General features: G+C 62.5%; 23 protein-coding genes. 14 read left to right on the top strand and 9 right to left on the bottom strand.

Annotated elements, in window-relative coordinates:
- Positions 1-38 precede the first annotated feature (38 nt).
- The 4 genes from M5B44_RS20680 to M5B44_RS20665 are packed head-to-tail and all read right to left on the bottom strand — an operon-like array spanning position 39 to position 4,613.
- Positions 39-854, bottom strand: coding sequence for a class I SAM-dependent methyltransferase (locus M5B44_RS20680; RefSeq protein ID WP_248740337.1), 816 nt, complete (start codon positions 852-854; stop codon positions 39-41).
- Positions 848-1,762 carry a class I SAM-dependent methyltransferase gene (locus tag M5B44_RS20675; protein ID WP_248740336.1) on the bottom strand — a complete coding sequence of 305 codons (915 nt, stop codon included), beginning with the start codon at positions 1,760-1,762 and terminating at the stop codon, positions 848-850. Before M5B44_RS20675 ends, M5B44_RS20680 begins: the two co-directional genes overlap by 7 nt.
- Positions 1,759-3,060: a glycosyltransferase gene (locus tag M5B44_RS20670; RefSeq protein WP_248740335.1), complete on the bottom strand. Its 1,302-nt coding sequence runs from the start codon at positions 3,058-3,060 to the stop codon at positions 1,759-1,761. Before M5B44_RS20670 ends, M5B44_RS20675 begins: the two co-directional genes overlap by 4 nt.
- The gene (locus M5B44_RS20665; RefSeq protein ID WP_248740334.1) at positions 3,054-4,613 is read right to left on the bottom strand and encodes a glycosyltransferase; all 1,560 of its coding nucleotides are present in this window, start codon (positions 4,611-4,613) and stop codon (positions 3,054-3,056) included. The genes M5B44_RS20670 and M5B44_RS20665 overlap by 7 nt, the downstream gene beginning before the upstream one ends.
- A gap of 428 nt (positions 4,614-5,041) precedes the next feature.
- On the opposite strand from M5B44_RS20665, the gene M5B44_RS20660 reads away from it, so the two are divergent.
- Genes M5B44_RS20660 through M5B44_RS20625 form a run of 8 tightly spaced genes read left to right on the top strand, consistent with a single transcriptional unit; the run spans position 5,042 to position 14,027 of the window.
- Positions 5,042-5,956, top strand: a complete 915-nt coding sequence (locus M5B44_RS20660) for a GDP-mannose 4,6-dehydratase (RefSeq protein WP_248740333.1) — start codon at positions 5,042-5,044, stop codon at positions 5,954-5,956.
- Positions 5,953-6,924, top strand: a complete 972-nt coding sequence (gene gmd / locus M5B44_RS20655) for a GDP-mannose 4,6-dehydratase (RefSeq protein ID WP_085708757.1) — start codon at positions 5,953-5,955, stop codon at positions 6,922-6,924. Before M5B44_RS20660 ends, gmd begins: the two co-directional genes overlap by 4 nt.
- A 3-nt stretch (positions 6,925-6,927) precedes the next feature.
- Positions 6,928-8,370 carry a mannose-1-phosphate guanylyltransferase/mannose-6-phosphate isomerase gene (locus M5B44_RS20650; RefSeq protein WP_134828579.1) on the top strand — a complete coding sequence of 481 codons (1,443 nt, stop codon included), beginning with the start codon at positions 6,928-6,930 and terminating at the stop codon, positions 8,368-8,370.
- On the top strand, positions 8,371-9,168 hold the full coding sequence (locus tag M5B44_RS20645; RefSeq protein WP_248740332.1) for an ABC transporter permease: 798 nt from the start codon (positions 8,371-8,373) through the stop codon (positions 9,166-9,168).
- Positions 9,168-10,418, top strand: coding sequence for an ABC transporter ATP-binding protein (locus M5B44_RS20640; RefSeq protein WP_248740331.1), 1,251 nt, complete (start codon positions 9,168-9,170; stop codon positions 10,416-10,418). Before M5B44_RS20645 ends, M5B44_RS20640 begins: the two co-directional genes overlap by 1 nt.
- Positions 10,415-11,782 carry a glycosyltransferase family 4 protein gene (locus M5B44_RS20635; protein ID WP_248740330.1) on the top strand — a complete coding sequence of 456 codons (1,368 nt, stop codon included), beginning with the start codon at positions 10,415-10,417 and terminating at the stop codon, positions 11,780-11,782. The genes M5B44_RS20640 and M5B44_RS20635 overlap by 4 nt, the downstream gene beginning before the upstream one ends.
- Positions 11,766-12,896 carry a glycosyltransferase family 4 protein gene (locus M5B44_RS20630; RefSeq protein ID WP_248740329.1) on the top strand — a complete coding sequence of 377 codons (1,131 nt, stop codon included), beginning with the start codon at positions 11,766-11,768 and terminating at the stop codon, positions 12,894-12,896. Before M5B44_RS20635 ends, M5B44_RS20630 begins: the two co-directional genes overlap by 17 nt.
- Positions 12,897-14,027 carry a glycosyltransferase family 4 protein gene (locus M5B44_RS20625; protein ID WP_248740328.1) on the top strand — a complete coding sequence of 377 codons (1,131 nt, stop codon included), beginning with the start codon at positions 12,897-12,899 and terminating at the stop codon, positions 14,025-14,027.
- A 4-nt stretch (positions 14,028-14,031) separates the two neighbouring features.
- On the opposite strand, the gene M5B44_RS20620 is transcribed toward M5B44_RS20625, so the two are convergent.
- The 3 genes from M5B44_RS20620 to M5B44_RS20610 all read right to left on the bottom strand — a co-directional run bounded on the left by M5B44_RS20620 (position 14,032) and on the right by M5B44_RS20610 (position 17,759).
- Positions 14,032-16,056 (bottom strand): pyridoxamine 5'-phosphate oxidase family protein, encoded by a 2,025-nt coding sequence (locus tag M5B44_RS20620; protein WP_248740327.1) that lies wholly within the window; start codon positions 16,054-16,056, stop codon positions 14,032-14,034.
- Positions 16,057-16,101: 45 nt separating this feature from the next.
- Entirely contained in the window at positions 16,102-16,728 is a 627-nt protein-coding gene (locus M5B44_RS20615) for a glutathione S-transferase family protein (RefSeq protein ID WP_248740326.1), read from the bottom strand.
- Between the two features lie 104 nt (positions 16,729-16,832).
- Complete coding sequence (locus tag M5B44_RS20610; RefSeq protein ID WP_248740325.1) at positions 16,833-17,759, bottom strand: LysR family transcriptional regulator; 927 nt, start codon at positions 17,757-17,759, stop codon at positions 16,833-16,835.
- Positions 17,760-17,987: 228 nt separating this feature from the next.
- Between M5B44_RS20610 and M5B44_RS20605 the strand changes: the two genes are divergently transcribed.
- From M5B44_RS20605 to M5B44_RS20580, 6 genes are all read left to right on the top strand, one after another.
- On the top strand, positions 17,988-18,764 hold the full coding sequence (locus M5B44_RS20605) for an ABC transporter substrate-binding protein (RefSeq protein ID WP_134828588.1): 777 nt from the start codon (positions 17,988-17,990) through the stop codon (positions 18,762-18,764).
- 89 nt (positions 18,765-18,853) lie between these two features.
- Positions 18,854-19,543: an ABC transporter permease gene (locus M5B44_RS20600; RefSeq protein ID WP_096817045.1), complete on the top strand. Its 690-nt coding sequence runs from the start codon at positions 18,854-18,856 to the stop codon at positions 19,541-19,543.
- Positions 19,544-19,556: 13 nt separating this feature from the next.
- Positions 19,557-20,255, top strand: a complete 699-nt coding sequence (locus M5B44_RS20595) for an ABC transporter permease (protein WP_248740324.1) — start codon at positions 19,557-19,559, stop codon at positions 20,253-20,255.
- Between the two features lie 9 nt (positions 20,256-20,264).
- On the top strand, positions 20,265-21,377 hold the full coding sequence (locus M5B44_RS20590; RefSeq protein ID WP_248740323.1) for a succinylglutamate desuccinylase/aspartoacylase family protein: 1,113 nt from the start codon (positions 20,265-20,267) through the stop codon (positions 21,375-21,377).
- A gap of 18 nt (positions 21,378-21,395) precedes the next feature.
- A complete protein-coding gene (locus tag M5B44_RS20585) occupies positions 21,396-22,160 on the top strand; it encodes an ABC transporter ATP-binding protein (RefSeq protein ID WP_248740322.1) in 765 nt (254 codons plus the stop codon).
- A 105-nt stretch (positions 22,161-22,265) separates the two neighbouring features.
- Positions 22,266-23,174, top strand: a complete 909-nt coding sequence (locus M5B44_RS20580) for a MurR/RpiR family transcriptional regulator (RefSeq protein WP_119426903.1) — start codon at positions 22,266-22,268, stop codon at positions 23,172-23,174.
- 46 nt (positions 23,175-23,220) lie between these two features.
- On the opposite strand, the gene M5B44_RS20575 is transcribed toward M5B44_RS20580, so the two are convergent.
- Together M5B44_RS20575 and hutH are read right to left on the bottom strand one after the other, a co-directional pair.
- Entirely contained in the window at positions 23,221-24,627 is a 1,407-nt protein-coding gene (locus tag M5B44_RS20575; protein ID WP_248740321.1) for an amino acid permease, read from the bottom strand.
- Between the two features lie 97 nt (positions 24,628-24,724).
- The gene (hutH, locus tag M5B44_RS20570) at positions 24,725-26,257 is read right to left on the bottom strand and encodes a histidine ammonia-lyase (protein WP_248740320.1); all 1,533 of its coding nucleotides are present in this window, start codon (positions 26,255-26,257) and stop codon (positions 24,725-24,727) included.

The raw sequence follows: 26,257 nt of genomic DNA, 5'->3' as shown, positions 1-26,257 counted from the left end.
AACCGGCGGGAGCGCGGCCGCTCCCGGAAAAATGCGCTCTATGACTTACGGGCGATGATGACCTGACTTTTCGCCATGACGCTGTCCAGCGCATGTTTGATTTGAGTGCCGCGCGGCGAATTGAGCACAGCCTCCCAGGTCTTGGTCCATTGATTGAGCAACGGATGATCGGGGCTGCTCAGATCCACCTTGGCTTCCCAGAACAGCAACATCCACAGTGACCGATAAAAGCCGTACTGGCTGTGACTGACGATCTCCAGGCCCGCCTCGCTGACCATGGCTTTGAACTGGTCTTCGCTGATGATGCGAATGTGGTTGGGCTTTTCGAAATACTCAGGCATGGCGATGCCTTTCTGTACATCCTCGGAGCTTGGATGCGGCACGCTCAGCAGATACAGGGCGCCCGGCTGGCCAATCCTCACCAGTTCGGCGAGGAACTGTGCCGGATCGTCGACATGCTCAAGCACCTCGGTGGATACCACGCGGGTCGCGGTGCCATCGGCGATCGGCAGCGGATTGCCGTCGGTGACATGGTATTCGACGCTGCGCGCCGAGGTTTCGCTGAGCCGCTGGCGGGCGGCTTCGATCTTCGCCGCGTCAATGTCGGCGACGATAATCCGCGCCCCACGCATCCCGCAGAACTGCATGTTGCCGCCGTCGCCACAACCGACGTCGACCAGTGTGTCCTCGGGGCCTACCGTGAAGCCTTTGTACAGCTCGCCGGTGTCATGGTTGAACCAGCCGCTGAGCATGGCATCGCGCAAGCCGAGCTGGAACGTGTCGACCTCCTCGACCACTGGCGCGATAGGCTGTGCAGGCGTCGTCGCCGTGAGTTTCTTCAAAAGGCTCAACATGGGGTGGCTCCAGAAAGAGGTTCGGCGGTGGACGAAGCGGTTTGCAGCGGTTTGCGGGCGATGATCACCTGACTCTTTGGCATCAGTTGATCGAGCAATTGCTTGATCGCCGGCCCGTCGGGCAGCGCCAGCAGGTCTTGCCAGGTGCGCGCCCAACTTTCCATCAACGGCGGATACGGCGCCTGGATGCGGTCACGCACCGCGCCTTCCAGATCGCGACCGGCCGCCCGTTCGCTGGCCCAGAAGAAGATCATGCCCATCACCCAGAAGAATCCGTTGACCTGACGATGCTCGATCACCAGCCCGGCGTCCTCCACCAGCGCGGCAAACCGCTCGGGGGTGAAAATCTGCACATGATTGGGCGACTGGTAGTAACTGGCGGGGGCGATGCCTTTTTGCAGATGCTCGCCCACCGGGGCCGGGACACTCAGCAGGTACTGAGCACCGGGACGACCCATGCGCACCAGTTCGGCCATGAACGGTTCGGGTTCGTCGATATGCTCGAGCACTTCCATGCACACCACTTTGCTGGCGCAACCATCGGCCAGAGGCAATGGCAGGCTGTTGCTGACCAGGCCCAGATTCGTCCGGGTCGATTGCGCCTCGACCTGCCGGGCGAGTTCACGGACCTTGTCGAGCTCGCTGTCGGTGAAGATCACCGACGCCCCCTGACGCACCGCGAACAGGGTCGCCACACCTTCACCGCAACCGACATCGAGCAAGGTATCGTCCGCACCGATGGCGAACCCTTTTAGCAACTCGCCGCTGTCAGCGCGAAACCAGCCATCGAGGATCGCGTCGAGCAAGCCGATATCCCGCGGTGAACCACGTTCGCTGACAGGCTCAGGGGCAGGCACTGGCGCGGGTTGCGCCGCCGGGCGCAGGCGTCTGATCAATGCGCGGATCATGAGCCGGAAGCCTCGACCGCCATTGCGCGATGCTCGAACAGTTGCGCGAGAAAGTCCCGCAAACGCTGCTCGGCCACAGCCTGACTGCAAAACCCTTGCAGGCTCAGGACGGCTTGAGCCGACATCTGCGCGTAACGCTGTGGCTGGTGTTTCGCCACCTCGTAGCTGTTGCGATAGGCGACGCAGACGGACGCCCAGTTGGTCATGTAGCGCAGCGTGCGGAACGCTTTGCGCGGATCGTGAGGCCAAGCGGTGAGTTCATCGGTGGACTCGACCAGGAACGCATTGTCTTCGCTCAGGTAATCGATCATCGCCGTGGTGCGTGGCGCCACCGCCGGTTTGCCGCAAGACATGAACTCCATCAGCGGCAGGCACTGGCCTTCGCCGTAGGACGTGTTCACCACATAACGAGTGGCCTGCACCAGGCGCTCGTAGTCCGCATCCGCGAGGTAGCCGTAGATCAACACAATGCGGCAGCGGTAGGAGCGGTTTTTGTACAGGTGATGAAGGATGTCGCTGAGGGCTTCTTCGGCATCGTGGTGGGTGAGCTTGAGCACCAGCGTGGCGTCTTCGACCTCACGGAACGTCACGCAGAATGCACTGAGCATGTCCTCCCAGTTCTTGCGCCCGTCACCGGGGTTGAACACCGAGGTGTACACCACGCCGTCCAGCAACAGCTCCTGCTCGCGGACCGGCGCCTCGAAGTCGATGCCTTTGCCGCGGCGCAGAGGCTTCGGGCCGAAGGCGTCGAGATCGAGCTGGCGACTGTCGGCCACCAGCCCCTTGATCTTCAGACGTACCGGCCCGGTCGAGGGCTGGCCTTGCAGTTGGGCGCCCCGGGCGGCAAAGCGGTCCCACACCGGCGCCGGCACCGCGACAATCGGGTAGTCGGCGCCCATGGCCTCGCGCACCGCGTTGACCGTGTAGCTGGAATGGGTGATTGCCGCCCCGCAGGCTCTCAGCACCGTGCGCCAGTCATTGCGTGGTTCGCCGTCGAAAGGCTCGTTGGGGATGGTACTGAACTCCCAGGCGAACACCGGCAATGTCGGGCAAGCCAGATGAATCGGCGTTCGATGGGGCGGCGAGAACGACAGGAACACACACGGTTCGCCACGGGCCAGGCATTCCAGGTACAGCGCGTCGACTTCATGGGCCGGGTCCGTCACTTCCACCACCCGCCCGAGACGCTCGAGCACCGGGCGGTATTCCTTGAGCACGAAGTAATAGCTGTACTCGGAACGGCCAAGGTTCTGCGCGATGGTGTGCTGGTTGGTTTCCGAATGAATGATGATCAGCATGGGGCGTTGTCCGTCACGGGGGCGTCATCGGCAGCCGCCGGCACCAGGCCGAAGAAGTCCGCCAGGCGCTGCTGTACCGGGGCGAAAGAGCAGTAGTCGTGCATTCGCTCGACAGCGGCGACCGACATTCGGCGATAGTCCTGCGGCTGCGCCTTGGCCATCCGGTAACTGTTCTCGTAAGCACTCTTGAGCGAGCCCCAGTCCGGCCGGTGACGCAGGGTGCGATAGATGATGCGGGTGTCCTGGGGCCAGATCGTCAGCTCTTCGCTGGACTTGACGACAAAGGCCACCGCGTCGTCGATGTAGTCCTCCATCGCCGTGTGATCCGGAGCAATCACCGGTTTGCCGCTGGACATGAACTCCATCAGCGGCAGGCACAGGCCTTCGCAACGTGACGCGTTGACGTAAAAACTGGCGGCCTGGTAGAGCCGCGCATATTGCGGATCGTCCAGATAGCCATGCATCACCAGCACCCGGCAGGCGAACGGTGTCAGTTGCGCGAGCAGGGTCATCAGTTCGCTGTAGTAGGACGCCAGATCGTTCTGGGTGATCTTCAACACCAGCGTCGCGTCAGACGTTTCTCGAAATGCCCAGCAGAACGCCGTGATCAGTTGATGCCAGTTCTTGCGGCCATCCTTGGGGTTGAACACAGTGACGTAGATCACGCCATCGACGGTGGTTTCCACCACTGTCGAAGTGTCCGGCAGTTCCAGCGGCGGTTCGTCCACCGCCACTTCATGGGGACCGGCAATGTTCGGCAGGTGCCGTTCGAGCCAGGCATGGACCTTGTCCGAAAACAGATCGCGAAAGCCTTCCCAGTAGCCGTGGTGCAGGTATTTCACGCGGGCCATGGGCTCGGGTTGATCGCTCGGATTCAACGCCCACAGACGCAGGTAATGGCGGGCGATGACCAGTCGGCGCTTGAGTGTCAGGGGTGGCGGGCGCCGTGCCTCGATATCGGCCAGTTGTTCGGCGGTCAGCGGTTTGGGCAGCAAGTCATCGGCACAGAGTCCCAGCATACGGCTGTCGAAAATGCAGCCCTTGATCGCCAGCGTGGTTCCGGGGTTGATCGGCGTGCTGACCTGTTGCTCACGAATGGCCGCGAAGTTTTCCCACAGCGGCGTCGGCAATACCAGGACCGGAAAGTCTTCGCCCATGGCCCGGCGGATCGCCCGGGCGGTGTGGCTCGACAACGTGATGACCCGTCCTTGCCGTGCGAGCATCTGTGTCCAGTCCTGACGCGGATCACCGTCCCACGACTCATCGGGGATGGAGTCGAACTCCCAGGCAATCACGCAGATCGTCGGGCATTCCAGATCGGTCGGGGTATTCTGCGGCGGGGTAAAGGACAGGAACACACTGCTTTCGCCGGCAGCGAACAGCTGTCGATACAGTGGATCGACCTCGGCGCGAGTGGACACCACATGCACCCGGCCCAGACTTTCGAGCACCGGGCGATAGGCCTTGAGCACGAAGTAATAGCTGTATTCGGGACGCCCGAGACTCTGGCTGATGGAGCGGTCGTTGACGTCCGAGTAGAGAATGAAATTCATGGCATCCCACGGTGCGGCCACCATCCCGGCAGCCTCACGCTATGACGGCCAGGCATCGGATCGGGTCGGCATGGCCGACAATCATCCTGTGTCCCGAAGCACGTCGTCGTTCTTGTTTTAGTGGTCAGTTTCACCGTGCCGCGCTACCACTCCGGCAACGCTCGGCAAACCGCGACGAGGGGCATTCTAAACACATCCGTTCGGGATTCGTGAACCGCCCGGCGAGAAAAACCGGGCTACGCTGACGAGAACTGACCGGTCACGGTTTGGTCGGTTGAAATTGCCGCGCAATTGGCACAGATTGGCAGCCAAACAACTACAACAACGACTTCACCCGTCTTCCGACCGAAACTTACACACGGTCTGACAGACATTCCCCATTCAAGCCTGTGGGAAAAGGTGAGAGTTAAAGACCAAGGGGTCGCTGTTTGAAAAGAAGTCTGTTCATCACGGGTCTCAGCGGATTCGTGGGACAACATATCCAGTCGCGCCTGATGCTCGATGACTCGGCGTGGGAACTGCTGCCTGCCGCTTCACCTTATGACCTGACGGATCCGCAAAGCCTTGTCGACCTGTGGCCGCAATTGCCTGACGCCGTCATTCACCTGGCCGGCCAGACCTTCGTCCCCGAGGCGTTCCGCGATCCGGCCCGCACCTTCGACATCAATCTGCTCGGCACCCTGAATCTGTTGCAGGCGCTCAAGGCCAGAGGCTTCAAGGGCCCGTTCCTGTACGTCAGTTCCGGCGACGTGTACGGTCAGGTCGACGAATCCGCACTGCCGATCACCGAGCAACAGCCGCCCTGCCCGCGCAATCCCTACGCCGTGAGCAAACTGTCCGCCGAATTCCTCAGCCTGCAATGGGGCCTGAGCGAAAGCTGGCCAGTGCTGGTGGCGCGTCCGTTCAACCACATCGGTACCGGGCAGAAAGACAGCTTTGTGATCGCCAGCGCCGCACGGCAGATCAACCGCATCAAGCAGGGGCTGCAAGCGCCGCAACTGGAAGTCGGCGACATCGATGTCACCCGGGACTTCCTCGACGTCGACGACGTGGTTTCGGCCTATTTCGCGCTGCTGGAAAAAGGCACGCCGGGACAGGTGTACAACATTTGCTCGGGCCATGAGCAAAGCATTCGCAGCCTCATCGAGCAGATGGGCGACCTGGCCGAGGTCGAGCTGCAACTGGTTCAGGATCCGGCGCGCATGCGCCGCGCGGATCAGCGTCGCGTCTGCGGCAGCCATCAACGGCTCGCCCGGACCACAGGATGGACGCCGCAAATCTCTATACAACAATCCCTGCGGGCGATCCTGTCCGACTGGGAGAAGCGAGTACGACAAGAATGACAAAAAGTGCATTGATCACAGGGATCACCGGTCAGGATGGCGCCTATCTGGCCAGACTGTTGCTCGACAAGGGCTATAAGGTTCACGGCCTGGTGGCGCGACGCAGCAGCGACTCGCGATGGCGCCTGCGGGAAATGGGCGTCGAAGGCGACATCGTGTACCTGGACGGCGACATGGCCGACGCCTGCTCGGTGCAGCGCGCAGTCATCAAGTCGGCGCCGGACGAGGTGTATAACCTCGCCGCACAAAGCTTCGTCGCCGCGTCCTGGGATCAACCGGTGACCACCGGCATCGTCGATGGCCTGGGCGTGACTCACCTGCTTGAAGCCATCCGCCAGTTCAGCCCGCACACGCGCTTCTATCAGGCGTCCACCAGCGAAATGTTCGGTCTGATCCAGGCCGAGCAACAGGACGAGAACACCCCGTTCTACCCGCGCAGCCCTTACGGCGTGGCCAAACTCTATGGCCACTGGATCACCGTCAACTACCGCGAAAGCTTCAACCTGCACGCCAGCAGCGGCATCCTGTTCAACCATGAATCGCCACTGCGCGGCATCGAATTCGTGACCCGCAAGGTCACCGACGCCGCCGCCCGAATCAAGCAGGGCAAACAGCAGGAACTGGCCCTGGGCAACATCGACGCCAAGCGCGACTGGGGCTTTGCCGGCGATTACGTCGAAGCCATGTGGCTGATGCTGCAACAAGACAAGCCTGACGACTTCGTGGTCGCCACCGGCGTCACCACCACCGTGCGCGAGATGTGCCGCATCGCCTTCGATCACGTGGGTCTCAACTACCGCGACTACGTGAAGATCGACCCGGCATTCTTCCGCCCGGCCGAGGTCGAAGTGCTGCTCGGCAACCCGGCCAAGGCCCAGCGCGTACTCGGCTGGAAACCGAAGACCGACCTCGACACCCTGATCCGCATGATGATGGATGCGGACATGAAACGCGTCGCCAAGGAGTAGGCCATGCTGATCCCCGTGATTCTGTCCGGCGGTGCCGGTACGCGTTTGTGGCCGGTATCCCGCGAGGGCCATCCGAAGCCGTTCATGACCCTGCCCGACGGCCAGTCACTGCTGGGCAAGACCTATCGGCGCGCCGCCGGCCTGCTGGACGGCTGGGGCGACATCGTCACGGTGACCAACCGCGAGTACTACTTCCAGAGCAAGGATCACTATCAGGCCGCGCGACTGTCGCGGCATCGCGGGCACTTCCTGCTCGAGCCCACCGGGCGCAACACCGCGCCGGCCATCGCGGCAGCGGCCCTGTCGCTGCAAGCCCTGCATGGCGATGCGGCGATCATGGTGGTGATGCCCGCCGACCATTTGATCGTCGACGAAGACGCACTCAAACGTGCGGTCGAACACGCGGTCAACCTGGCGAAGGATGGTTATCTGGTGACCTTCGGCGTGGTGCCGACCGCCCCGGAAACCGGCTTCGGCTACATCGAGACCGGCGCCCCGCTGGATGCAAAAGGCGCAGCCAAGGTGCAGCGCTTCGTGGAAAAACCCGACCTGCAAACCGCCACTCACTACCTGGAAAGCGGCAATTTCCTGTGGAATTCGGGGATGTTCTGTTTCTCCATTGCGACCCTGATCGCCGAATTGCAACTGCACGCCCCCGAGCTGCTGGAACAAACCCGCGCCTGCATGGCGGCGAGTGAGCCGCTGGAAACCACCGGTTACCTGCAACAGGAACTCTCTGCGGCGTTGTTCGCCGAAATCACCGACATTTCCATTGATTACGCACTGATGGAGCGCTCGGAAAAGGTCGCGGTCGTGCCTGCCGGTTTCGACTGGAGCGACATCGGTTCGTGGGGTGCGGTCGCCGCGCTGGTGCCGGCCGACGCCGACAACAACCGCGCCAGCGGCGAAGCAATCTTCATCGACAGCCGCAACAACTTCGTCCAGAGCGAAGGCCGGCTGGTGGCCGCCGTGGGTGTGGAAGACCTGATCGTGATCGACACCGCCGACGCGGTTCTCGTCGCGCACGCCGACCGCGCACAAGATGTGCGGCGGGTCGCCAAGCAGCTCAAGGACAAGTCCCACGAAGCCTATCGCCTGCACCGCACGGTCAGCCGTCCGTGGGGCACCTACACCGTGCTCGAGGAAGGCCCGCGCTTCAAGATCAAGCGCATCGTGGTCAAGCCTGGCGGCAAGCTGTCGTTGCAGATGCACCATCACCGCAATGAACACTGGGTGGTGGTCGAAGGCATGGCCAAGGTCACCAACAACGGCAGCGGCACGACCCTGGTGGCCAAGAACGAATCGACGTTCATCGCCGCCGGCCACAAGCATCGTCTGGAAAATCCCGGCGTGATCGATCTGGTGATCATCGAAGTGCAAAGCGGCGAATACCTGGGAGAGGACGACATCGTCCGCTTCGAAGACCAATACGGCAGGACGGTGTGAATGCTGCTTTCCCTGTACCGCTCGCTGCACGACTACCGGGGTTTCATCCTCGGTAGCGTCAAGCGGGAGTTTCAAGCGCGGTACCGCAATTCGCTGTTCGGCGCGCTGTGGACGGTACTCAACCCGCTGTCGATGATCATCGTCTACACCGTGATCTTTTCTCACATCATGCGTGCCCGTCTGCCCGGCGTGGACGACGGCATGGCCTACAGCGTCTACCTGTGCGCCGGGTTGCTGACCTGGGGCCTGTTCTCGGAAATCACCCTGCGCAGCCAGAACATGTTTCTGGAGAACGCCAACCTGCTGAAGAAGATCAGCTTCCCGCGCCTCTGCCTGCCGGTGATCGTGCTGCTCAACGCCGGGATCAATTTCGCGATCATCATCGGCCTGTTTCTCGGTTTCCTGCTGATCACCGGGCGCTGGCCGGGTATGGCGCTGTTGGCACTGGCGCCGCTGCTGGCGCTGCAAGTGCTGTTCTGCGCCGGGCTGGGCATGATCCTCGGCGTGCTCAACGTGTTCTTTCGCGATGTCGGGCAATTGTTCGCCATCTGCCTGCAATTCTGGTTCTGGCTGACGCCGATCGTGTACCCGCTGAGCATCCTGCCCGAGTGGGTGCAGCGCCTGCTGCAACTCAATCCGCTGACCAACCTGATCGGCAGTTACCAGAACCTGTTTCTCTACGGTCAATGGCCGGTGTGGAGCTCGCTGCTGCCGGTCTTCGTGATCGGCCTGCTGTTGTGCGTGATCGGACTGCGCCTGTTCCGCCGGCGGGTCGGCGAAATGGTGGATGAACTCTGATGGGGCACATACGCGTCACAGGCCTGGGCAAGGCCTATAAGCAGTACCCCACCCGCTGGAGTCGCCTGGCCGAATGGCTGATCCCGTTTTCGAAAGAGCGTCATCGCCAGCACTGGGTGCTGCAGGATGTGAATTTCGAGATCGCTCCCGGTGAAGCGGTGGGCATCGTCGGGGTCAACGGCGCCGGCAAAAGCACCCTGCTGAAAATGATCACCGGCACCACCCAGCCAACCTGCGGCCAGATTCAGCTGCAAGGCCGGGTCGCGGCACTGCTGGAGCTGGGCATGGGCTTCCACCCGGACTTCACCGGCCGGCAGAACGCCGTGATGGCCGGGCAACTGCTGGGCATGCAGGTCGAAGAGATCGAAACCCTGATGCCGGACATCGAACGCTTCGCGGAAATCGGCGAGGCCATCGATCACCCGGTGCGCACCTATTCCAGCGGCATGCAGATGCGCCTGGCCTTCAGTGTCGCCACCGCGCGCCGCCCGGACATCCTGATCGTCGACGAAGCGCTGTCGGTGGGCGATTCGTATTTCCAGCACAAGAGCTTCGACCGCATCCGCAGCTTCCGCAAGGCCGGCACCACGCTGCTGATCGTGTCCCACGACCGCTCGGCGATCCAGTCGATCTGCGACTCGGCGATCCTGCTCGAAGGTGGCCACATGGCCATGCACGACAAGCCCGAAGCGGTCATGGATTACTACAACGCCCTGCTCGCCGAGCGCGAAGGCCAGACGGTGCGCCAGGAAACACTGCCCGGCGGCCAGGTACAGACCGTGTCCGGCACCGGCGAGGCCGGCATTCTCAGCGTGCGCCTGCTCGATGAGCACGAGCGCTCCATCGACGCCGCCGAAGTCGGCCAGGCGGTGGTGCTGGAGGTGCAGGTCGAAGTCCGTCAGGACATCGAACGGCTGGTGCTGGGCTTCATGATCAAGGATCGCCTCGGTCAGGCCATGTACGGGATCAACACCCATCGCCAGAACCAGGCTCTGGAAGACCTGCACGCAGGCGAGCGCATCACCTACCGCTTTGCTTTCGTGATGGGGTTGGGCAAGGGCAACTACTCTATAGCCCTGAGCCTCTCACGGCTGGACTCGCACCTGGACCGCAATTTCGAATGGCGCGACTACGGGCTGGTGTTCCACGTGATCAATAACCGTCAGGAAGATTTCGTCGGCTGCTCGTGGCTCGGAGCCAGAACATCGATCACCCGGCGCACTGAAGCCCTCGCGGAGCGTGCGCCATGACTCGCCTGCTGGTCGAATGCACCCACGTGTTCCGGCACCCGAAAGTCAATTCGGGGATTCAGCGGGTGGTGCGCAATGTCATCAAACAATTGCCGCCGAGCGCGGAAGGTGTCGAGTGTGTGCCGGTGGTCCTGCTCAAGGGCAAGCTGTACCGCGTGACGCGCCTGGCGCCACTGGACTCGCCGCTGTTCAACGCCATCGTCACGTTCGGCGAGCGCCTGGAACGCCTGGCCCATCGTTTCTGGCAACTGCATCAGCGCCTCGACAGCCGTTGCCGGAGCAAACTGACACGACGTGCCCTATACGTCGGCTATCGTCTGGCTTCGTTCGGTCTGTTCGGCATCCCGCTGCGGCTGGTCGAGCAGGTCAACAGCTATCAGTTGCCCCAGCGCTGCGAGCCTTTGCAACACCGGCCGGGCGATCAACTGGTGTTGCTGGATTCGTCCTGGCACTCGGACTTTTTCCTGCATGCCGAACGACTCAAACGCGAAGGCGTGGGCATCGTTGCGGTGATCTACGATCTGATTCCCCTGACTCATCCGCAGTTTTACGACACGCGGCTGGTGCAGGTTTTCAGCGAATGGTTCGACTGGATTACCCGTACCGCCGACGGCTATCTGGCGATTTCCGCTACCGTGCGTGATCAGGTTCGCGAGGAAGTGCAGCGCCGCCTCGGTTCGGCACAGGTCGAAAAACGCTGGTTCGACTACTTCCACCTGGGATCGGAGCTGGATCTGCAGAGCGTCGAGGCCGCTGTCGAGCCGCGTCTGGAACGTCTGTTCGCCACACCGGAGCCAGTGTTCCTGATGGTCAGCACCATCGAACCGCGCAAGAACCACGACTACCTGCTGGATGCGTTCGAGCGCGCCTGGGCGGCCGGTTCGAACGCACGCCTGTGCATCGCCGGACGCATCGGCTGGAAGTGCGACGCCCTGCTCGCCCGGGTGCGCAACCACGCCGAACTGAACCGGCGCCTGTTCATGTTCAACGACCTGAGCGACACCAGCCTGGAACACGCCTATGCCCATTCCAGCGCGCTGGTGTTCCCGTCCTTCGTCGAAGGCTTCGGTCTGCCGCTGGTGGAGGCCATGCAGCGCGGATTGCCGGCCATGGGCAGCGACATTGCGGTGTTCCGTGAGATCGGCGGTGAGTTCATGGCCTATTTCGATTTGCACGATCCGCAACAACTCGCCGAGCTGGTCATGGCCTTCGAGCGCAGCGGCCAATTCCCTGCCGCCCGCGATGTGACCGACTGGCAATGGATCGGCTGGCGCGAAGCCAGTCAGCAACTGGCCGAACGCACCGCACGCCATGTGCTGCAAGCGCCTGCGACGCAAGCGAGGTCCCATGCGCATAGCCCTTAACGCGCGGATTCTCCAGGCGCCACGCACCGGGATCGGTCACTACGTCGCCGAACTGGTGAACGCCTTGCACACCGAAACCGATATCGACGTGGCGCTGTTTCACGGCTGGGGCTGGAGTTCGCAGCTGCCGGAAGCGGCAATGCCCGGTTACTCGCGCCTGACCCCGATGCTGCGCAAGATCCCCGGTGCCTATCAGGCACGCCGCTGGCTGGAGCAGAAACGCTTCGATCAGGGCCGCGCGTCCGACATCGACCTGTACCACGAACCGAGCCTGTGGCCGCTGGCCTTCGAGGGCCCGACCGTGATCACCCTGCACGACCTGACGCACCTGCATTTCCCGGACACCCAGCCGCAGGCGCGGCTCAAGGAAATCGAGCGGCGACTGGCCGACGGCATCCGGCAGGCGCGGGTGATTCTGACCGACTCGCAAGCCATCGCTGACGAAGCCCAAGACTATTTCGGGCTGCCCGCCGAACGCTTCGTGGTGGCGCCCCTGGGTGTCGCCGAGCGCTTTCATCCACGGGAGCCGCAAGCCATCGACGCCGTGCTCAAGGCCCATGCCGTGGAAGCGCGGGAGTATTTCCTGTGTGTCGGCACCCTGGAGCCGCGCAAGAACGTGAGCCTGGCCCTGCGCGCCCACGCGCTATTGCCCGAAGCCGTGCGCCAGCGCTTCCCGCTGTTGATCGTCGGCATGGCCGGCTGGCAGCGCGAACAGTTCAGTGACGAATTGCGTCAGGCCCTGGCCAACGGTCATGTGTGCCTGCTCGGCTACTTGCCCGATGAGCAGGTGGCGCAATTGCTGGCCGGCGCCCGGGCGCTGGTTTTTCCCTCGTTGTATGAAGGTTTTGGCCTGCCGGTGCTGGAAGCGATGGCCAGTGGCACGCCGGTGGTGGTCACTCGCTCATCGGCAATGCCGGAAGTGGCGGGGGCTGCCGGAAACTATATTGAAGCTGACGATGCGGACGGTTTGCGCGATGCGCTGAGCCGCCTGATCGACGATCAAGCGCATTGGCAGGCATGCCGGGAAGCCGGATTGCAGCAGGCACGGCTTTTTTCCTGGAAGCGTTGCGCGCAGGCCACGGCCGGCGCCTACCGCCAGGCTTTGGGAGGTTGAATGCGAGTTCTTCATTTTTTCAAGACGTACCTGCCTGACTCGGTCGGTGGCATCGAGCAAGTAATCTTCCAGCTCTGCGAAAGCGGCGCCCAGCACGGTATCGAAGGCCAGGTGCTGACCCTCAGCGCCAATCCCGAGCCGGCGGTGCTGCAACTGGGCCAGCACGAAGTGCATCGCGCCAGGCTCGACATTCAGTTCGCCTCCACCGGTTTTTCCTGGAGCGTGTTCAAGCAGTTTCGCGAACTGGCGGCCGAAGCCGACGTGATCAACTATCACTTCCCGTGGCCGTTCATGGACCTGGTGCATTTCGCCAGCGGCATGAACAAACCGAGTGTGGTGACCTACCACTCGGACATCATTCGCCAGAAGAACCTGCTCAAGCTCTACCGCCCGCTGATGAACCGCTTCCTCGCCAGCGCCGACCGGATTGTCGCGGCCTCGCCGAATTACCTGCACACCAGCGATGTGTTGCAGCAGTTCCAGGACAAGACCCGCGTCATCCCCTACGGTCTGAACAAGGCCGGTTATCCACAGCCCGACGTCGAGCGCATGAACCGCTGGCGCCAGCAGCTTGGGGATAAGTTTTTCCTGTTCGTCGGGGTGATGCGCTACTACAAGGGCCTGCACATCCTGCTCGAAGCCTTGAAAGACGTGGACTACCCGGTGGTGATCGTCGGCGCCGGCCCGCTGGAACAGGAACTGCACGCCCAGGCCGCGGCGCTGGGGCTGCGCAACATTCATTTCCTTGGGCGGGTGAGCGATGAAGACAAGGTCGCCCTGCTGCAACTGAGCTACGCCATCGTCTTCCCGTCGCACCTGCGCTCGGAAGCGTTTGGCATTTCGCTGCTGGAAGGTGCGATGTACGGCAAGCCGATGATCTCCAGCGAGATCGGCACCGGCACCAGCTACATCAATATCCACAACGAAACCGGGCTGGTGGTGCCGCCGAGTCATCCACAGGCGTTTCGTGAAGCGATGCGCACCCTGTGGGAAAACCCGACCCGCGCCGCCGAAATGGGCGTCAAGGCTGAAGCCCGTTACCGGCAGTTATTCACAGCCGACGAAATGGGCCGCAAGTGGACCGAGCTGTATCAGGAACTGCTGGAGGAAAAGGCGCTGTCCTACGCCTGATCCTCTACAGGTCCAGCACCAGCGGCTGCGCACTTTGCGCCGGCACCGCGCAGCAGATCAGCACCTGCCCTTCCTCCGGCACTTCGGCCGGGGGCTGTGGATAATTCACCGCGCCGCTGATCAGCCGCGTCTTGCAGGTACCGCATGAACCTCCGCGACAGCTGAACTCGGGGCGCAGGCCACGGCTCTCGGCCAGTTCCAGCAGACTGCCGCCCTCGGGCTGCCACCGTGCTTCCTTGGCCGAACGTTCGAAGACAACCGGCACCGACGTGGTGGCGGCCGGCAATTGTTCGATCACGATGGCGTCCGGATCGGCCTGGCGCTTGAGGGTCGAGGGGCCAAAGGTTTCGGCGTGGATCTGGTCGTCGCGCACGTCCAGTTCGCGCAGGCTGTCGTAAAGGCCCTGGGTAAATCCGCCGGGGCCGCAGAGCACAAAATCGATCTGATCAAATTCGTCGATAAGGTTCCTCAACAAGGCACCGTCGATGCGCCCGTGGAGGTCGTAATCCTCGCCTTCCACCAGGTCGGGCTCGGGCTGACTGAGCAGGCGCAACACCCGCACCGCATCGCCGGCGTCTTCCAGCAAGCGGTCCAGTTCCGCGCGAAACGGTTGGTCTGCAAGGCTTCTGGAACTCTGGATCAGCCAGGTCGGACGAATCCTCCGGGTGCGCAGCCCCTGATACACCACCTCGCGCAGCATCGACAGCAACGGCGTGATCCCGACCCCGGCCGCCAGCAACACCAAGGGCCGACGCTCCAGCGGCGCCACGGTGAAATGCCCTTGAGGCGAACGCGCCTCCAGCACATCGCCGACGCGCACCTGATCGTGCAGATGCGTCGATATCCGCCCTTCACGCTTCACGCTGACCCGGAAGAAGTCGTCCGACGGCGCACCCGACAGACTGTAAGTGCGGATGAACACCTCACCATCGAGATTGAAGCGCAACGGCAGATGCTGCCCGGCCTGGAACACCGGCAAACCGGCCCCGTCCACGGGTTCGAGGTAGAACGAACGAATGTGCCGGCTCTGCGCTTCAATCCGCGTCACCCGCAGCGGCCGCCAGCTGTCACCCAGAGCCTGGGCCTGCAAACGCGCGTCGGCCTGAGCCCAGGTTCCGGTCAACAGACTGGTCGGCGACATGCCGTCGAAGCGCCAGCGCAGGGCCAATGCACCTGGACGCCTCACCACTTTTTCCACCTCGAACGTCCACAACCGCTCGGCGCCCTGGAAGGCTGCGATTTGCGGCCCGTCGAGAATGACCTCGGTACGGCCGCTGAGCTGCAACAGGTCACCTGTGGAAAAGTCGATGAACAGCAAGCCGGCCCGAGGATTGAGCAACAGGTTGCCAAGGGTATTGAAGTGCAGGTTGCCGGCAAAGTCCGGGATGGTCAGGCGATTGCCCTCCACCCGCACGAAACCGGCCTGGCCGCCCCGGTGGGAAACATCCACCGAACGCTCGCCATCGACATCGACGTAGCTGGCGACAAAGAAGGTGTCGGCGGTTTCGATCAGCGCGACCGCCGCGTCATCGAGCCCGTCGAAATGTTCGGCGCGGCGGGTCTGCGGATCAGTCAGCGGCACCCGCTGGAATTGGCGCAACTGAATGTACTGCGGGCAGTTGCCGAAGGACTGGTCGACCGTCAAATCGAAACCCGTAGCCCCCAGGTTGCCGATGTGGCCATTGAGACGATTGCGCCGACGGGTGTGCAACTCGATGCCAAGCAGACCGATGGCCGCGCCGGCCTGCAACTGCGCCGGATCATCGGCGGCGGGCAAACTGTCGAAGTGCAATTGCGTCGGCTCGGGAGAGTGAGCGAAACCCGGCTCGCCCTCCAATACGCTGGCCCATGGACGACCATCGGCATCCACCGCGCCGAACAGCATGAACGGCAATTGCTCATAAAACTGACGGTGCTGATCCGGCATCCAGGTGCGAATCACCTTGCGACCGAATTCCTCCATGCGCTCGGCGACACCGACCTGCGCTTGCAGTTGCCGCTCGCCGGCGTGCCAGGGTGAACGTTCCATGACGACCTCTCCCCCACGCCAGCGGCGCAGTCTGGATGGTGAAACTCAAGCCGTGGCTTGCAGACCGGCAACGGTGCGTGGCATCGCGACGAAACCGGGCAAGGCTTCAATCCGCGCCAGCCAGGCGCGCACATTGGCGTAGTCGTCCAGCGACACATTGCCTTCCGGCGCATGGGCGATGTAGCTGTAGGCCGATACGTCGGCGATGGTCGGTTCGCTGCCGACCAGGAACGAAGTCTTGCCCAGTTCCAGATCCATCACCTTGAGCAGGTTGTGCGCACGGGTGATCGCTTCATCGGCATTGAGTTTTGCCCCGAACACCGTGACCAGCCGCGCCGCAGCCGGGCCAAAGGCAATCGGCCCGGCCGCTGCCGACAGCCAGCGCTGAACGCGCGCCGCACCGACCGGATCGCCTGGCAGCCAGCGACCGTTGCCGTACTTCTGCGCCAGATACACCAGAATCGCGTTGGAATCGGCCAGCACCACGCCGTTGTCATCAATGGCCGGCACTTGCCCGAAGCTGTTGATCGCCAGGTACTCGGGTTGTTTGTGCTCGCCCTTGGCCAGATCGACGAAGATCAGTTCGGTCGGCAATTGCAGCAGTGACAGCATCAGCTCGACCCGGTGGGCGTGGCCGGAACGCGGGAAGTTGTAGAGTTTGATCGCTTGCATGGTCGACTCCGCTGGACGTTTGCGTCGCCCGGAATGGGCAACAACCGTGGCAGCCATCTTCCACCTATCTTGAAAACAACAGAATCACCAGCAAACGCAATCCATTATTTCTCTTGATGAAATAATGCCGCGTTTTTCAGGGCCGGATGTTCGCGCAAGGCGTTCACGGCGTAGTCGACAAAACTGCGCACCCGGGTCGGTGCCTTGCGCCCGCCCTGATACACCACATGGATTGGCAGCGGCGGCAATTCGTACTCGGCGAGAACGATTTCCAGCTCCCCGGAAGCGATTTTGCTGGCGACCTGATAAGACAACACCCGGGTCAACCCGAGCCCCAGACAAGCAGCGGTGATTGCCGCCTGATTGCCGGTGACCACCAGTCGCGGCTCGGGGCGGACGACCAAGGGTTCACCGTCCTCCAGGAACGGCCAGTTGCGCAGTTGACCGATGGACGAGGTCGCCACCACCGGCGCGCCGGCCAGTGCCTGTGGATGGGTTGGCCGACCGTGAGCGGCAAAATACCCCGGCGAGCCGCAGATCACCCGGCGCACCTCGCCGACCCGGATCGCATGCTGATTGCTGTCCGGCAACTCACCGATGCGGATCGCCACATCCACGCCCTCCTCGACCATGCTCACCACGCGATCCAGCAGCAAGGCGTTGATGGAAACGTCCGGGTATTGCGTCAGATAACCCGCCATCACCGGTGTGACAAACAGCTCGCCGAACAATACCGGCGCGGTCACCGTCAATTGCCCACGGGGCTGGGTGTGGCTGCCGGCGGCGGAGTCTTCCGCTTCCTGCACCTCGGCAAGAATCCTCCGACAGTCCTCCAGGTAACGCTGGCCCGCCTCGCTCAGATGCACGCTGCGGGTGGTGCGAATCAGCAACTGCGTACCGATCCGCTGCTCCAGCGCCGCCACCGCCCGGGTGACGCTGGCCGCCGACAGCCCCAAGCGCCGCGCCGCCGCCGAAAAGCCCTGTTCCTGCGCTACGGCCGCGAAGACCTGCATTTCCTGGAAGCGATCCATGGTGTCCCCGAAGTGGATGAAAAACCGCCTCGCATTATAGGCAGCCCACGGAGCTCAACGGGCATGGCCAAACGACCGCCGATCCAGAATTGATATTTTTATTTTCAGTTGTATTGATGAATGATTTATTTCATGTCATTTATAGCCTCGCCGATCACAGGAACGATCCAGCGCGCCACCCGGATGGCGGGCACCTGTTTCCCTAACGCCCTCCCAGGAGTCGACAACATGAACAAGACAGAACTTCTAGGTGCTCTGGCGCTGTGCGCATTCAGCTTCATGGCCCATGCCGATGAAGACAGCCTGCGTATCGGTATCGAAGCCGCCTACCCTCCCTTTTCCTACAAAACGCCGGAAGGCAATGTCAGCGGCTTCGACTACGACATCGGCAACGCCTTGTGCGAAGAGATGAAGGTCAAGTGCGAGTGGGTGATTCAGGAGTTCGACGGCATGATTCCGTCGCTCAAGGTGCGCAAGATCGACGCTGTGCTGTCGTCGATGTCGATCACCGAAGACCGGATGAAGTCGGTCGACTTCAGCAAAAAGTACTACCACACGCCGGGCAAGTTCGCGATGAAGGCCGGCAGCGTGATCAACGACCCGCTGGTGGACCTCAAGGGCAAGAAACTCGGCGTACAGCGCTCTTCGACCTATGACCGGTTTGCCACCGAGCAACTGGAAAAGGCCGGGGTCGTCGTGGTGCGTTACGGCTCCCAGAACGAAGCCTTCCTCGACCTCGCTTCGGGTCGCCTGGACGCCACCCTCGCCGACATCGTCAACACCGATGAAAGCTTCATCAAGACACCGGCCGGACAAGGTTTCGCCCTGACCGGGCCGGACATCAACGACCCGAAATACTTCGGTCGAGGCGCCGGGATCGCGCTGCGCAAGGGTGACGTCGCCAACGCTGCGCGCCTGAACGCGGCCATCGACGCCATCCGCGCCAACGGCAAATACCAGCAAGTGATGGGCAAGTATTTCGCCTTCGATATCTACGGCGAATAAACCGTCGCCTCCGCCCGGCGCCGGCCCGTTGCGGGCGCCCTTCGGACTTGTCTTGCGCGCCTTTGGGCGCACGCTTGAGGAACTTCATCATGCTCCACGGCTACGGATCGAGCATTCTCGATGGTGCCTGGCTGACCATCAACCTGGCCCTGACCTCCATGTCGCTGGCCATTGCCCTGGGCCTGATCGGCGCGGCGTTTCGCCTGTCGCCGCTGAAATGGCTGGCCATGCTCGGAGAGGGCTACACCACCCTGATTCGCGGCATTCCCGATCTGGTGCTGATCCTGCTGATTTTCTATGGCGGCCAGGATCTGGTGAACCGCATCGCCCTGGCGTGCGGCTACACCCGCTACATCGACATCAACCCGTTCATCGCCGGCGTGTGCACCATGGGCTTCATTTTTGGTGCCTATCTCTCGGAAACCTTTCGCGGCGCGTTCATGGCCATCCCCAAGGGTCAGGCAGAGGCCGGCGCAGCCTACGGCATGCGTGGCACGCAAGTGTTCTGGCGGATTCTGGTGCCGCAGATGATTCGTTTCGCAATCCCGGGGTTCACCAACAACTGGCTGGTGCTGACCAAATCCACCGCGCTGATTTCGGTCATCGGCCTGCAGGACATGATGTTCAAGGCCAAGAACGCCGCCGATGCCACCCACGAGCCGTTCACGTTTTTCATCGCGGTGGCGGCGCTGTACCTGATGCTCACCAGTGTGTCGCTGCTGGTGCTGCGCGCCCTGGAAAAACACTATTCGGTCGGCATCAAAGCCGCCGAATTGTGAGGAGAACCTGCCGATGATTCTCGACTACAACCTGATCCGGGAAAACCTGCCGCTGTATTTCGACGGCGCCTTGTTGACCCTCAAGGTCCTGCTGATTTCCCTGAGCCTGGGGCTGGTGCTGGCGGTTCCGCTGGCGCTGATGCGGGTGTCGCGCTCGCTGCTGCTCAGCTTCCCGGCGTGGCTCTACACCTACGTGATTCGCGGCACGCCGATGCTGGTGCAACTGTTCCTGATCTATTACGGCCTGGCGCAGTTCGAATCGGTACGCCAAAGCATGCTCTGGCCTTACCTCTCCAGCGCCACGTTCTGTGCCTGTCTGGCATTCGCCATCAATACCAGTGCCTACAGCGCGGAATTGCTGGCGGGCAGCCTGAAATCCACGTCCCACGGCGAGATCGAAGCCGCCCGGGCGATGGGCATGTCCCGTCTGACCCTGTACCGCCGCATCCTGCTGCCATCGGCCTTGCGCCGGGCACTGCCGCAGTACAGCAACGAAGTGCTGATGATGCTGCAAACCACCAGCCTGGCCTCCATCGTCACGCTGGTGGATATCACCGGTGCGGCGCGCACGGTGAGCTCGCGGTTCTATATGCCGTTCGAAGCGTTCATCACCGCCGGCCTGGTCTACCTCGCCCTGACTTTCATTCTGGTGCGCCTGTTCAAGCTGGCCGAACGCCGCTGGCTGGCCTACCTGGCACCGCGCAAGCACTAAGGAGCTGACATGGAAAAGACTCAATACCTGTTGCCGTGGAGCGCTTCGGGCACCGAACGGACACTGTCGGTGTTCCGGTTTGGCGCCGGCTCGCGCAAGGCGTACATCCAGGCTTCCCTGCACGCCGACGAGCTGCCGGGCATGCGCGTGGCCGTCGAGCTCAAGCGCTGCCTGCTGGAACTGGAAGCACAGGGCCGCCTGAACGGTGTGATCGAACTGGTGCCGATGGCCAACCCGATCGGCATCGCCCAGATGTTCCAGGCCACCCACCAAGGTCGCTTCGAGTTCGCCAGCGGCAAGAACTTCAATCGCGACTTCCCGGAGCTGGCCGAAGCCGTGGCACCGTTGCTCAAAGGCCGTTTGGGCGATGACGCCGACGCCAACGTCGCGCTGATCCGCCGCGCCTTGATCGACACCCTCGCCGACATGCCGCCACCGACCTCGGAACTCGATGGCCTGCGTCGCCTGTTGCTGCAACATGCCTGCGACGCCGATGTGGTGCTGGACCTGCACTGCGATTTCGAGTCGGTGATGTTGCTGTACACCATGCCGCAACACTGGGGACGCCTGCATTCACTGGCAGCGCGCCTCGGTGCCGAAGTCACGCTGCTGGCCGAGGATGCAGGCGGCAGTGCATTCGACGAGGCCTGTGCGGTCCCGTGGCTACGCCTGACCGAGCTGTTCCCGGAAGCCAGTATTCCGCTGGCGTGCGCAGCCACCACCATCGAATTGCGCGGCATGGCCGACACCGAACGCGAGCAATGTGCCGACAGCGCCCAGGCGATTCTCGGCTATTTGGCCGAGCAGGGATTGATCAGCGGTGAATGGCCGCCAGCACCGTCGAGCCGTTGCGAAGCGATGCCGTTCGCCGGCGCGCAGTACGCCTGTGCGCCGCACCCGGGCGTGGTCAGTTTCCTGCAGCCGCTGGGCGCGCGGGTCAAGGTCGGCGATCCGCTGTTCGAAGTCCATGACCCGCTCAACGACCGCCACAGCATCGTCCGCGCCTGCACCGACGGCGTGCTCTACGCCCGCGAACGCCTGCGCTTTGCCCAGCCCGGCCTGTGGCTGGCCAAGGTCGCCGGTTTCACCCCTATTCGCCAAGGCCGCTTGCTCAGCGACTGATGCCAGAGAGTTCAAATCATGTACAAACTTGAAATTCAGGACCTGCACAAAAGCTACGGCGCCCACCAGGTGCTCAAGGGCGTGTCCCTGCAGGCCCAGGCCGGCGACGTGATCAGCATCATCGGCTCCAGTGGTTCGGGCAAAAGCACCTTCCTGCGTTGCATCAACCTGCTGGAGCAACCCAACGCCGGCAACATCGTGCTCAATGGCGAGCCACTGAAACTGGTGGCCAACAAACTGGGCGGGCTCAAGGCCGCTGAACCCCGGCAGTTGCAACGCATGCGTTCACGGCTGTCGATGGTGTTTCAGCACTTCAATTTGTGGTCGCACATGAGCGCCCTGGAAAACGTCATGGAAGCCCCGGTGCACGTGCTCGGCGTAGGCAAGAAAGAGGCCCGGGAAAAGGCCGAGCACTATTTGAACAAAGTCGGCGTGGCGCACCGCAAGGATGCCTGGCCTGCCCACATGTCGGGCGGCGAACAGCAGCGGGTGGCGATTGCCCGCGCACTGGCCATGGAACCGGAAGTGATGCTGTTCGACGAACCCACTTCGGCGCTCGATCCCGAGCTGGTGGGCGAAGTGCTCAAGGTCATGCAGGACCTTGCCCAGGAAGGCCGCACCATGGTGGTCGTGACCCACGAAATGGGCTTCGCCCGCGAGGTCTCCAACCAACTGGTGTTCCTGCACAAAGGGCGGGTCGAGGAGCGCGGAGATCCACGTGAAGTGCTGGTCAATCCACAGTCCGAACGCCTGCAACAGTTCCTCGCCGGCAGCCTGAAGTAAGCCCCCGCGCGCGGCGTTGTCCTGCAACGGTTGGCTTCGGATACACTCCAGCCAACCTTGTCAGGCGCAGCCCTTCTCTCACTTTCAGGAACTGTTGATCCGGATATGCCCAGCTCATCGAAAGACACCACGGTCTACGCCGCACCGGTCATGCGCAAGCTGGCGGAAATCGTTGCCGATCTGCCGCCGTCGCTGCGCAAGGTGGCTGACTTCATCCTGCGTCATCCGCTGAAAGCCGCGACGCTGACAATCGAGGAAATGGCCCACGAAACATCGACCTCGCCGGCCGCCGTCAACCGACTGGCCAAGGCGATGGACCTCGGTGGCTACATGGGCATGAGGGCTGAACTGGTAGCGACGTTGCAGCAGATGGTGTCGCCGGTCGACAAGCTGCGCAATGAACTGGCCCATCGTCCGGGCGGAGCGTTTGGTCTGCATGAGCAGATCGAGAGCGCCAGCAGCAACCTGGCCACGGCGGCGACCAACAACCATGCCGAAGCCTTCGAAGCCTTCGTCACCCGGCTGACCACTGCGCGCAAGATCTACATCCTCGGGTTCGGCAACAGCGTCTATTTTGCCGGCCTCGCCGCCTCGACCCTGATGCCGTTCTGCGCCGATGCTACGGCCATCAGCATGGAGGGTGGCAACGAAAACGCTGCGTACCGACTGGCCGCGATCACCGATCAGGATGTGTTGCTGGCGATTTCCTTGCCGCGTTATTCCCTCGATACCCTGCAGCTGGCCCGATTCGCCAACGAACGCGGCGCGTCGGTACTGGCCATCACCGATTCACCGGCGTCGCCGCTCACCGGCATTGCCGAGCATGTGTTGTTTGCCCCTTGCGATCATCCGGTGCTGACCAGCTCCAACGTGGCCATGCTGGCGCTGATCGAGGGACTGGTCGCGGGCGTGATGGCGCGCAACAAGGAAGCGGTCAAACTGGCGACCGAGCTGACCGAAAGCGTGATGTCTTACCTGCACATCCCCAATGGCAGCAAATCACCAAAGAAGTGATGCGTGAAAGGGACGCCGGAAGATCCCGGACGCCCCTTCGATCAGATCAGGACTGAGAAACCGGCTGATCGCCGGTCACCTGCGCAGCCTGTCCGGCTGCCGGCTTGACCCACGTCAGGTAGGCCAGCACCAGCAATCCGATCCAGACCACGCCGACGATCAATGCCGCCTGGGTGTCCGGGAAGTAACCCAGCACGCCGAACACGAACAACATGAAGGCAATCGCCGCCATCGGAGCGTACGGCCAGAACGGTACCGGGAATTTCAGTTGCGCCACCTGCTCCGGCGTCATGGAACGACGCATGGCCACCTGGGTGAACAGAATCATCAGCCAGACCCACACCGTGGCGAAGGTTGCGATGGACGCGATCAGCAGGAACACGTTTTCCGGGATCAGGTAATTCAGCAACACGCCCAGCAGCAGCGCGCAGCTCATCACGATCACCGTCAGCCACGGCACGCCATTGCGCGACAGGCGCGCAAAGCCTTTCGGCGCATGTCCTTGCTGAGCCAGGCCGTACATCATCCGGCCTGCACCGAAGATGTCGCTGTTGATGGCCGACACCGCAGCCGAGATCACCACGATGTTCAGAATGGTGGCCGCCGAGCTGATGCCCAGATGGTCGAAAATCTGCACGAACGGGCTGCCCTGGCTACCAATCTGCTGCCACGGGAAGATCGACATCAGCACCAGCATCGTCAGCACGTAGAACAGCAGGATGCGCATCGGCACGGCATTGATCGCCTTGGGCAGCACACGGTGCGGATCCTTGGCTTCACCGGCGGTCACACCGATGATCTCGATGCCGCCGAAAGCAAACATCACCACCGCAAACGAGGCGATCAGGCCGCCCACGCCGTTGGGCATGAAGCCACCCTGGGTCCACAGGTTGCTGATATCGGTGGCCTGACCGGGGGCAGTGCTGATGCCGAACAGCATGATGCCGAAGCCGCCGAGGATCATTGCGACGATGGCCGCGACCTTGAGCAACGACAGCCAGAACTCCATTTCACCAAAGACTTTGACGTTGCACAGGTTCAGCCCGCCGACCACCGAAACGATGCCCAGCACCCAGATCCAGCGCGAGACTTCCGGAAACCAGAAACCCATGTAGATGCCGAACGCCGTCACATCGGCCATGCCGACGATGACCATTTCGAACGCGTAGGTCCAACCGAGAATGAAGCCCGCCATGGGGCCGAGATAAGTGCTTGCGTACTGCCCGAACGAGCCGGCGACCGGGTTATGCACCGCCATCTCGCCGAGGGCGCGCATGACCATGAACACCGCCGCGCCACCGATCAGGTAAGCGAGCAGAACCGCTGGACCGGCCATCTGAATGGCCGAGGCAGAACCGTAGAACAACCCGGTACCGATCGCCGATCCCAGGGCCATGAAGCGAATGTGTCGGGCCGAGAGCCCGCGTTTCAAACCTTTTGCTGACTGCTGCATTTTTCGTCCTTATTTATTTTTATTCGACGCAAAAATCGAAACGCCAACAGGCCGGCCTCCACGCAGTGTGGAAGACAGCCTGTTGGCGATGAGGCACTTACAGACTCGGCAGCAGGTTCGCCGGAACCAGATCATTCAGCGTGCGCGACGCCAGCAGTTCGGTCGCGGCATTGATGTCCGGCGCAAAGAAACGGTCCTTCTCGTAGAACGGCACTTCGCGACGCAGGATTTCCCGGGCCTTTTCCAGTTTGGCCGAGGTCTTCAGGCCGTTGCGCAGATCCAGGCCCTGCACTGCCGCCAGCCATTCCACCGCGAGAATGCCGCGAGTGTTCTCGGCCATTTCCCACAGGCGCTTGCCGGCGGCCGGGGCCATCGATACGTGGTCTTCCTGATTGGCGGAGGTCGGCAGACTGTCCACCGAATGCGGATGAGCCAGTGCCTTGTTCTCGCTGGCCAGGGCCGCAGCGGTCACCTGGGCGATCATGAAGCCGGAGTTCACCCCGCCATTGGCCACCAGGAACGGCGGCAGTTGCGACATGTGCTTGTCCATCATCAGCGAGATGCGACGCTCGCTCAGGGAGCCGATTTCGGCGATGGCCAATGCCATGTTGTCAGCGGCCATGGCCACTGGCTCGGCGTGGAAGTTGCCGCCGGAAATCACGTCGCCTTCGGCCGCAAACACCAGTGGATTGTCGGAGACGGCGTTGGCTTCGATGACCAGCACCTCGGCGGCCTGACGGAACTGGGTCAGGCACGCGCCCATGACTTGCGGCTGGCAACGCAGCGAGTACGGGTCCTGGACCTTTTCGCAGTTCTGGTGCGAGTCGGAGACTTCGCTACGCTCACCGAGCAGATCACGGTAAGCGGCAGCGGTGTCGATCTGGCCTTTCTGACCACGGGCGGCGTGGATGCGGGCGTCGAAAGGCGAGCGCGAACCGAGCACCGCTTCCACCGTCAGGCCGCCCAGCGCCAGCGCGCCGGCGAACAGGTCTTCACCTTCGAACAGACCGCGCAAAGCGAATGCGGTAGACACCTGCGTGCCGTTGAGCAGCGCCAGGCCTTCCTTCGCCGCCAAAGTCAGCGGGGTCAGACCGGCAACTTTCAGCGCTTCAGTGGCTTCCATCCACTCGCCCTTGTAGCGCGCCTTGCCCTCGCCCAGCAGCACCAGCGACATGTGCGCCAACGGTGCCAGGTCGCCGGAGGCACCGACCGAACCTTTCAACGGAATGTGCGGATAAACCTCGGCGTTGATCAAAGCGATCAGCGCGTCGATCACCACGCGGCGGATACCCGAGAAACCACGGCTCAGGCTGTTGACCTTGAGCACCATGATCAAACGCACCAGCTCATCGCTGATCGGCTGACCAACGCCCGCAGCGTGGGACAGCACCAGCGAGCGCTGGAGGTTTTCCAGGTCTTCGCTGGCGATGCGGGTCGAGGCCAGCAGGCCGAAACCGGTGTTGATGCCGTAGGCGGTGCGGTTCTCGGCGAGGATCTGCTCGACGCAGGCGACGCTGGCTTCGATCTGTGCAGCAGCGCTGTAGTCGAGGGTCAGTTTGACCGGGTGCTGGTAGACAGCACGCAGTTGCGACAGGCTCAGTTGGCCAGGGATCAGGTTCAGTGCAGTCAT

Origin of the sequence: Pseudomonas sp. MWU12-2029 (genome assembly GCF_023242425.1) — a bacterium.
GTDB lineage: Bacteria > Pseudomonadota > Gammaproteobacteria > Pseudomonadales > Pseudomonadaceae > Aquipseudomonas > Aquipseudomonas kribbensis.
The sequence above is the reverse complement of the archived record's forward strand: the minus strand, read 5'-3'. Positions and strand labels throughout refer to the sequence as shown.

Excerpts from the sequence above, each read along its gene's own strand:
- M5B44_RS20680 (WP_248740337.1), bottom strand. The coding sequence starts at position 854 with ATGTTGAGCCTTTTGAAGAAACTCACGGCGACGACGCCTGCACAGCCT.
- M5B44_RS20675 (WP_248740336.1), bottom strand. The coding sequence starts at position 1,762 with ATGATCCGCGCATTGATCAGACGCCTGCGCCCGGCGGCGCAACCCGCG.
- M5B44_RS20670 (WP_248740335.1), bottom strand. The coding sequence starts at position 3,060 with ATGCTGATCATCATTCATTCGGAAACCAACCAGCACACCATCGCGCAG.
- M5B44_RS20665 (WP_248740334.1), bottom strand. The coding sequence starts at position 4,613 with ATGAATTTCATTCTCTACTCGGACGTCAACGACCGCTCCATCAGCCAG.
- gmd (WP_085708757.1), top strand. The coding sequence starts at position 5,953 with ATGACAAAAAGTGCATTGATCACAGGGATCACCGGTCAGGATGGCGCC.
- M5B44_RS20650 (WP_134828579.1), top strand. The coding sequence starts at position 6,928 with ATGCTGATCCCCGTGATTCTGTCCGGCGGTGCCGGTACGCGTTTGTGG.
- M5B44_RS20645 (WP_248740332.1), top strand. The coding sequence starts at position 8,371 with ATGCTGCTTTCCCTGTACCGCTCGCTGCACGACTACCGGGGTTTCATC.
- M5B44_RS20640 (WP_248740331.1), top strand. The coding sequence starts at position 9,168 with ATGGGGCACATACGCGTCACAGGCCTGGGCAAGGCCTATAAGCAGTAC.
- M5B44_RS20635 (WP_248740330.1), top strand. The coding sequence starts at position 10,415 with ATGACTCGCCTGCTGGTCGAATGCACCCACGTGTTCCGGCACCCGAAA.
- M5B44_RS20630 (WP_248740329.1), top strand. The coding sequence starts at position 11,766 with ATGCGCATAGCCCTTAACGCGCGGATTCTCCAGGCGCCACGCACCGGG.
- M5B44_RS20625 (WP_248740328.1), top strand. The coding sequence starts at position 12,897 with ATGCGAGTTCTTCATTTTTTCAAGACGTACCTGCCTGACTCGGTCGGT.
- M5B44_RS20620 (WP_248740327.1), bottom strand. The coding sequence starts at position 16,056 with ATGGAACGTTCACCCTGGCACGCCGGCGAGCGGCAACTGCAAGCGCAG.
- M5B44_RS20615 (WP_248740326.1), bottom strand. The coding sequence starts at position 16,728 with ATGCAAGCGATCAAACTCTACAACTTCCCGCGTTCCGGCCACGCCCAC.
- M5B44_RS20610 (WP_248740325.1), bottom strand. The coding sequence starts at position 17,759 with ATGGATCGCTTCCAGGAAATGCAGGTCTTCGCGGCCGTAGCGCAGGAA.
- M5B44_RS20605 (WP_134828588.1), top strand. The coding sequence starts at position 17,988 with ATGAACAAGACAGAACTTCTAGGTGCTCTGGCGCTGTGCGCATTCAGC.
- M5B44_RS20600 (WP_096817045.1), top strand. The coding sequence starts at position 18,854 with ATGCTCCACGGCTACGGATCGAGCATTCTCGATGGTGCCTGGCTGACC.
- M5B44_RS20595 (WP_248740324.1), top strand. The coding sequence starts at position 19,557 with ATGATTCTCGACTACAACCTGATCCGGGAAAACCTGCCGCTGTATTTC.
- M5B44_RS20590 (WP_248740323.1), top strand. The coding sequence starts at position 20,265 with ATGGAAAAGACTCAATACCTGTTGCCGTGGAGCGCTTCGGGCACCGAA.
- M5B44_RS20585 (WP_248740322.1), top strand. The coding sequence starts at position 21,396 with ATGTACAAACTTGAAATTCAGGACCTGCACAAAAGCTACGGCGCCCAC.
- M5B44_RS20580 (WP_119426903.1), top strand. The coding sequence starts at position 22,266 with ATGCCCAGCTCATCGAAAGACACCACGGTCTACGCCGCACCGGTCATG.
- M5B44_RS20575 (WP_248740321.1), bottom strand. The coding sequence starts at position 24,627 with ATGCAGCAGTCAGCAAAAGGTTTGAAACGCGGGCTCTCGGCCCGACAC.
- hutH (WP_248740320.1), bottom strand. The coding sequence starts at position 26,257 with ATGACTGCACTGAACCTGATCCCTGGCCAACTGAGCCTGTCGCAACTG.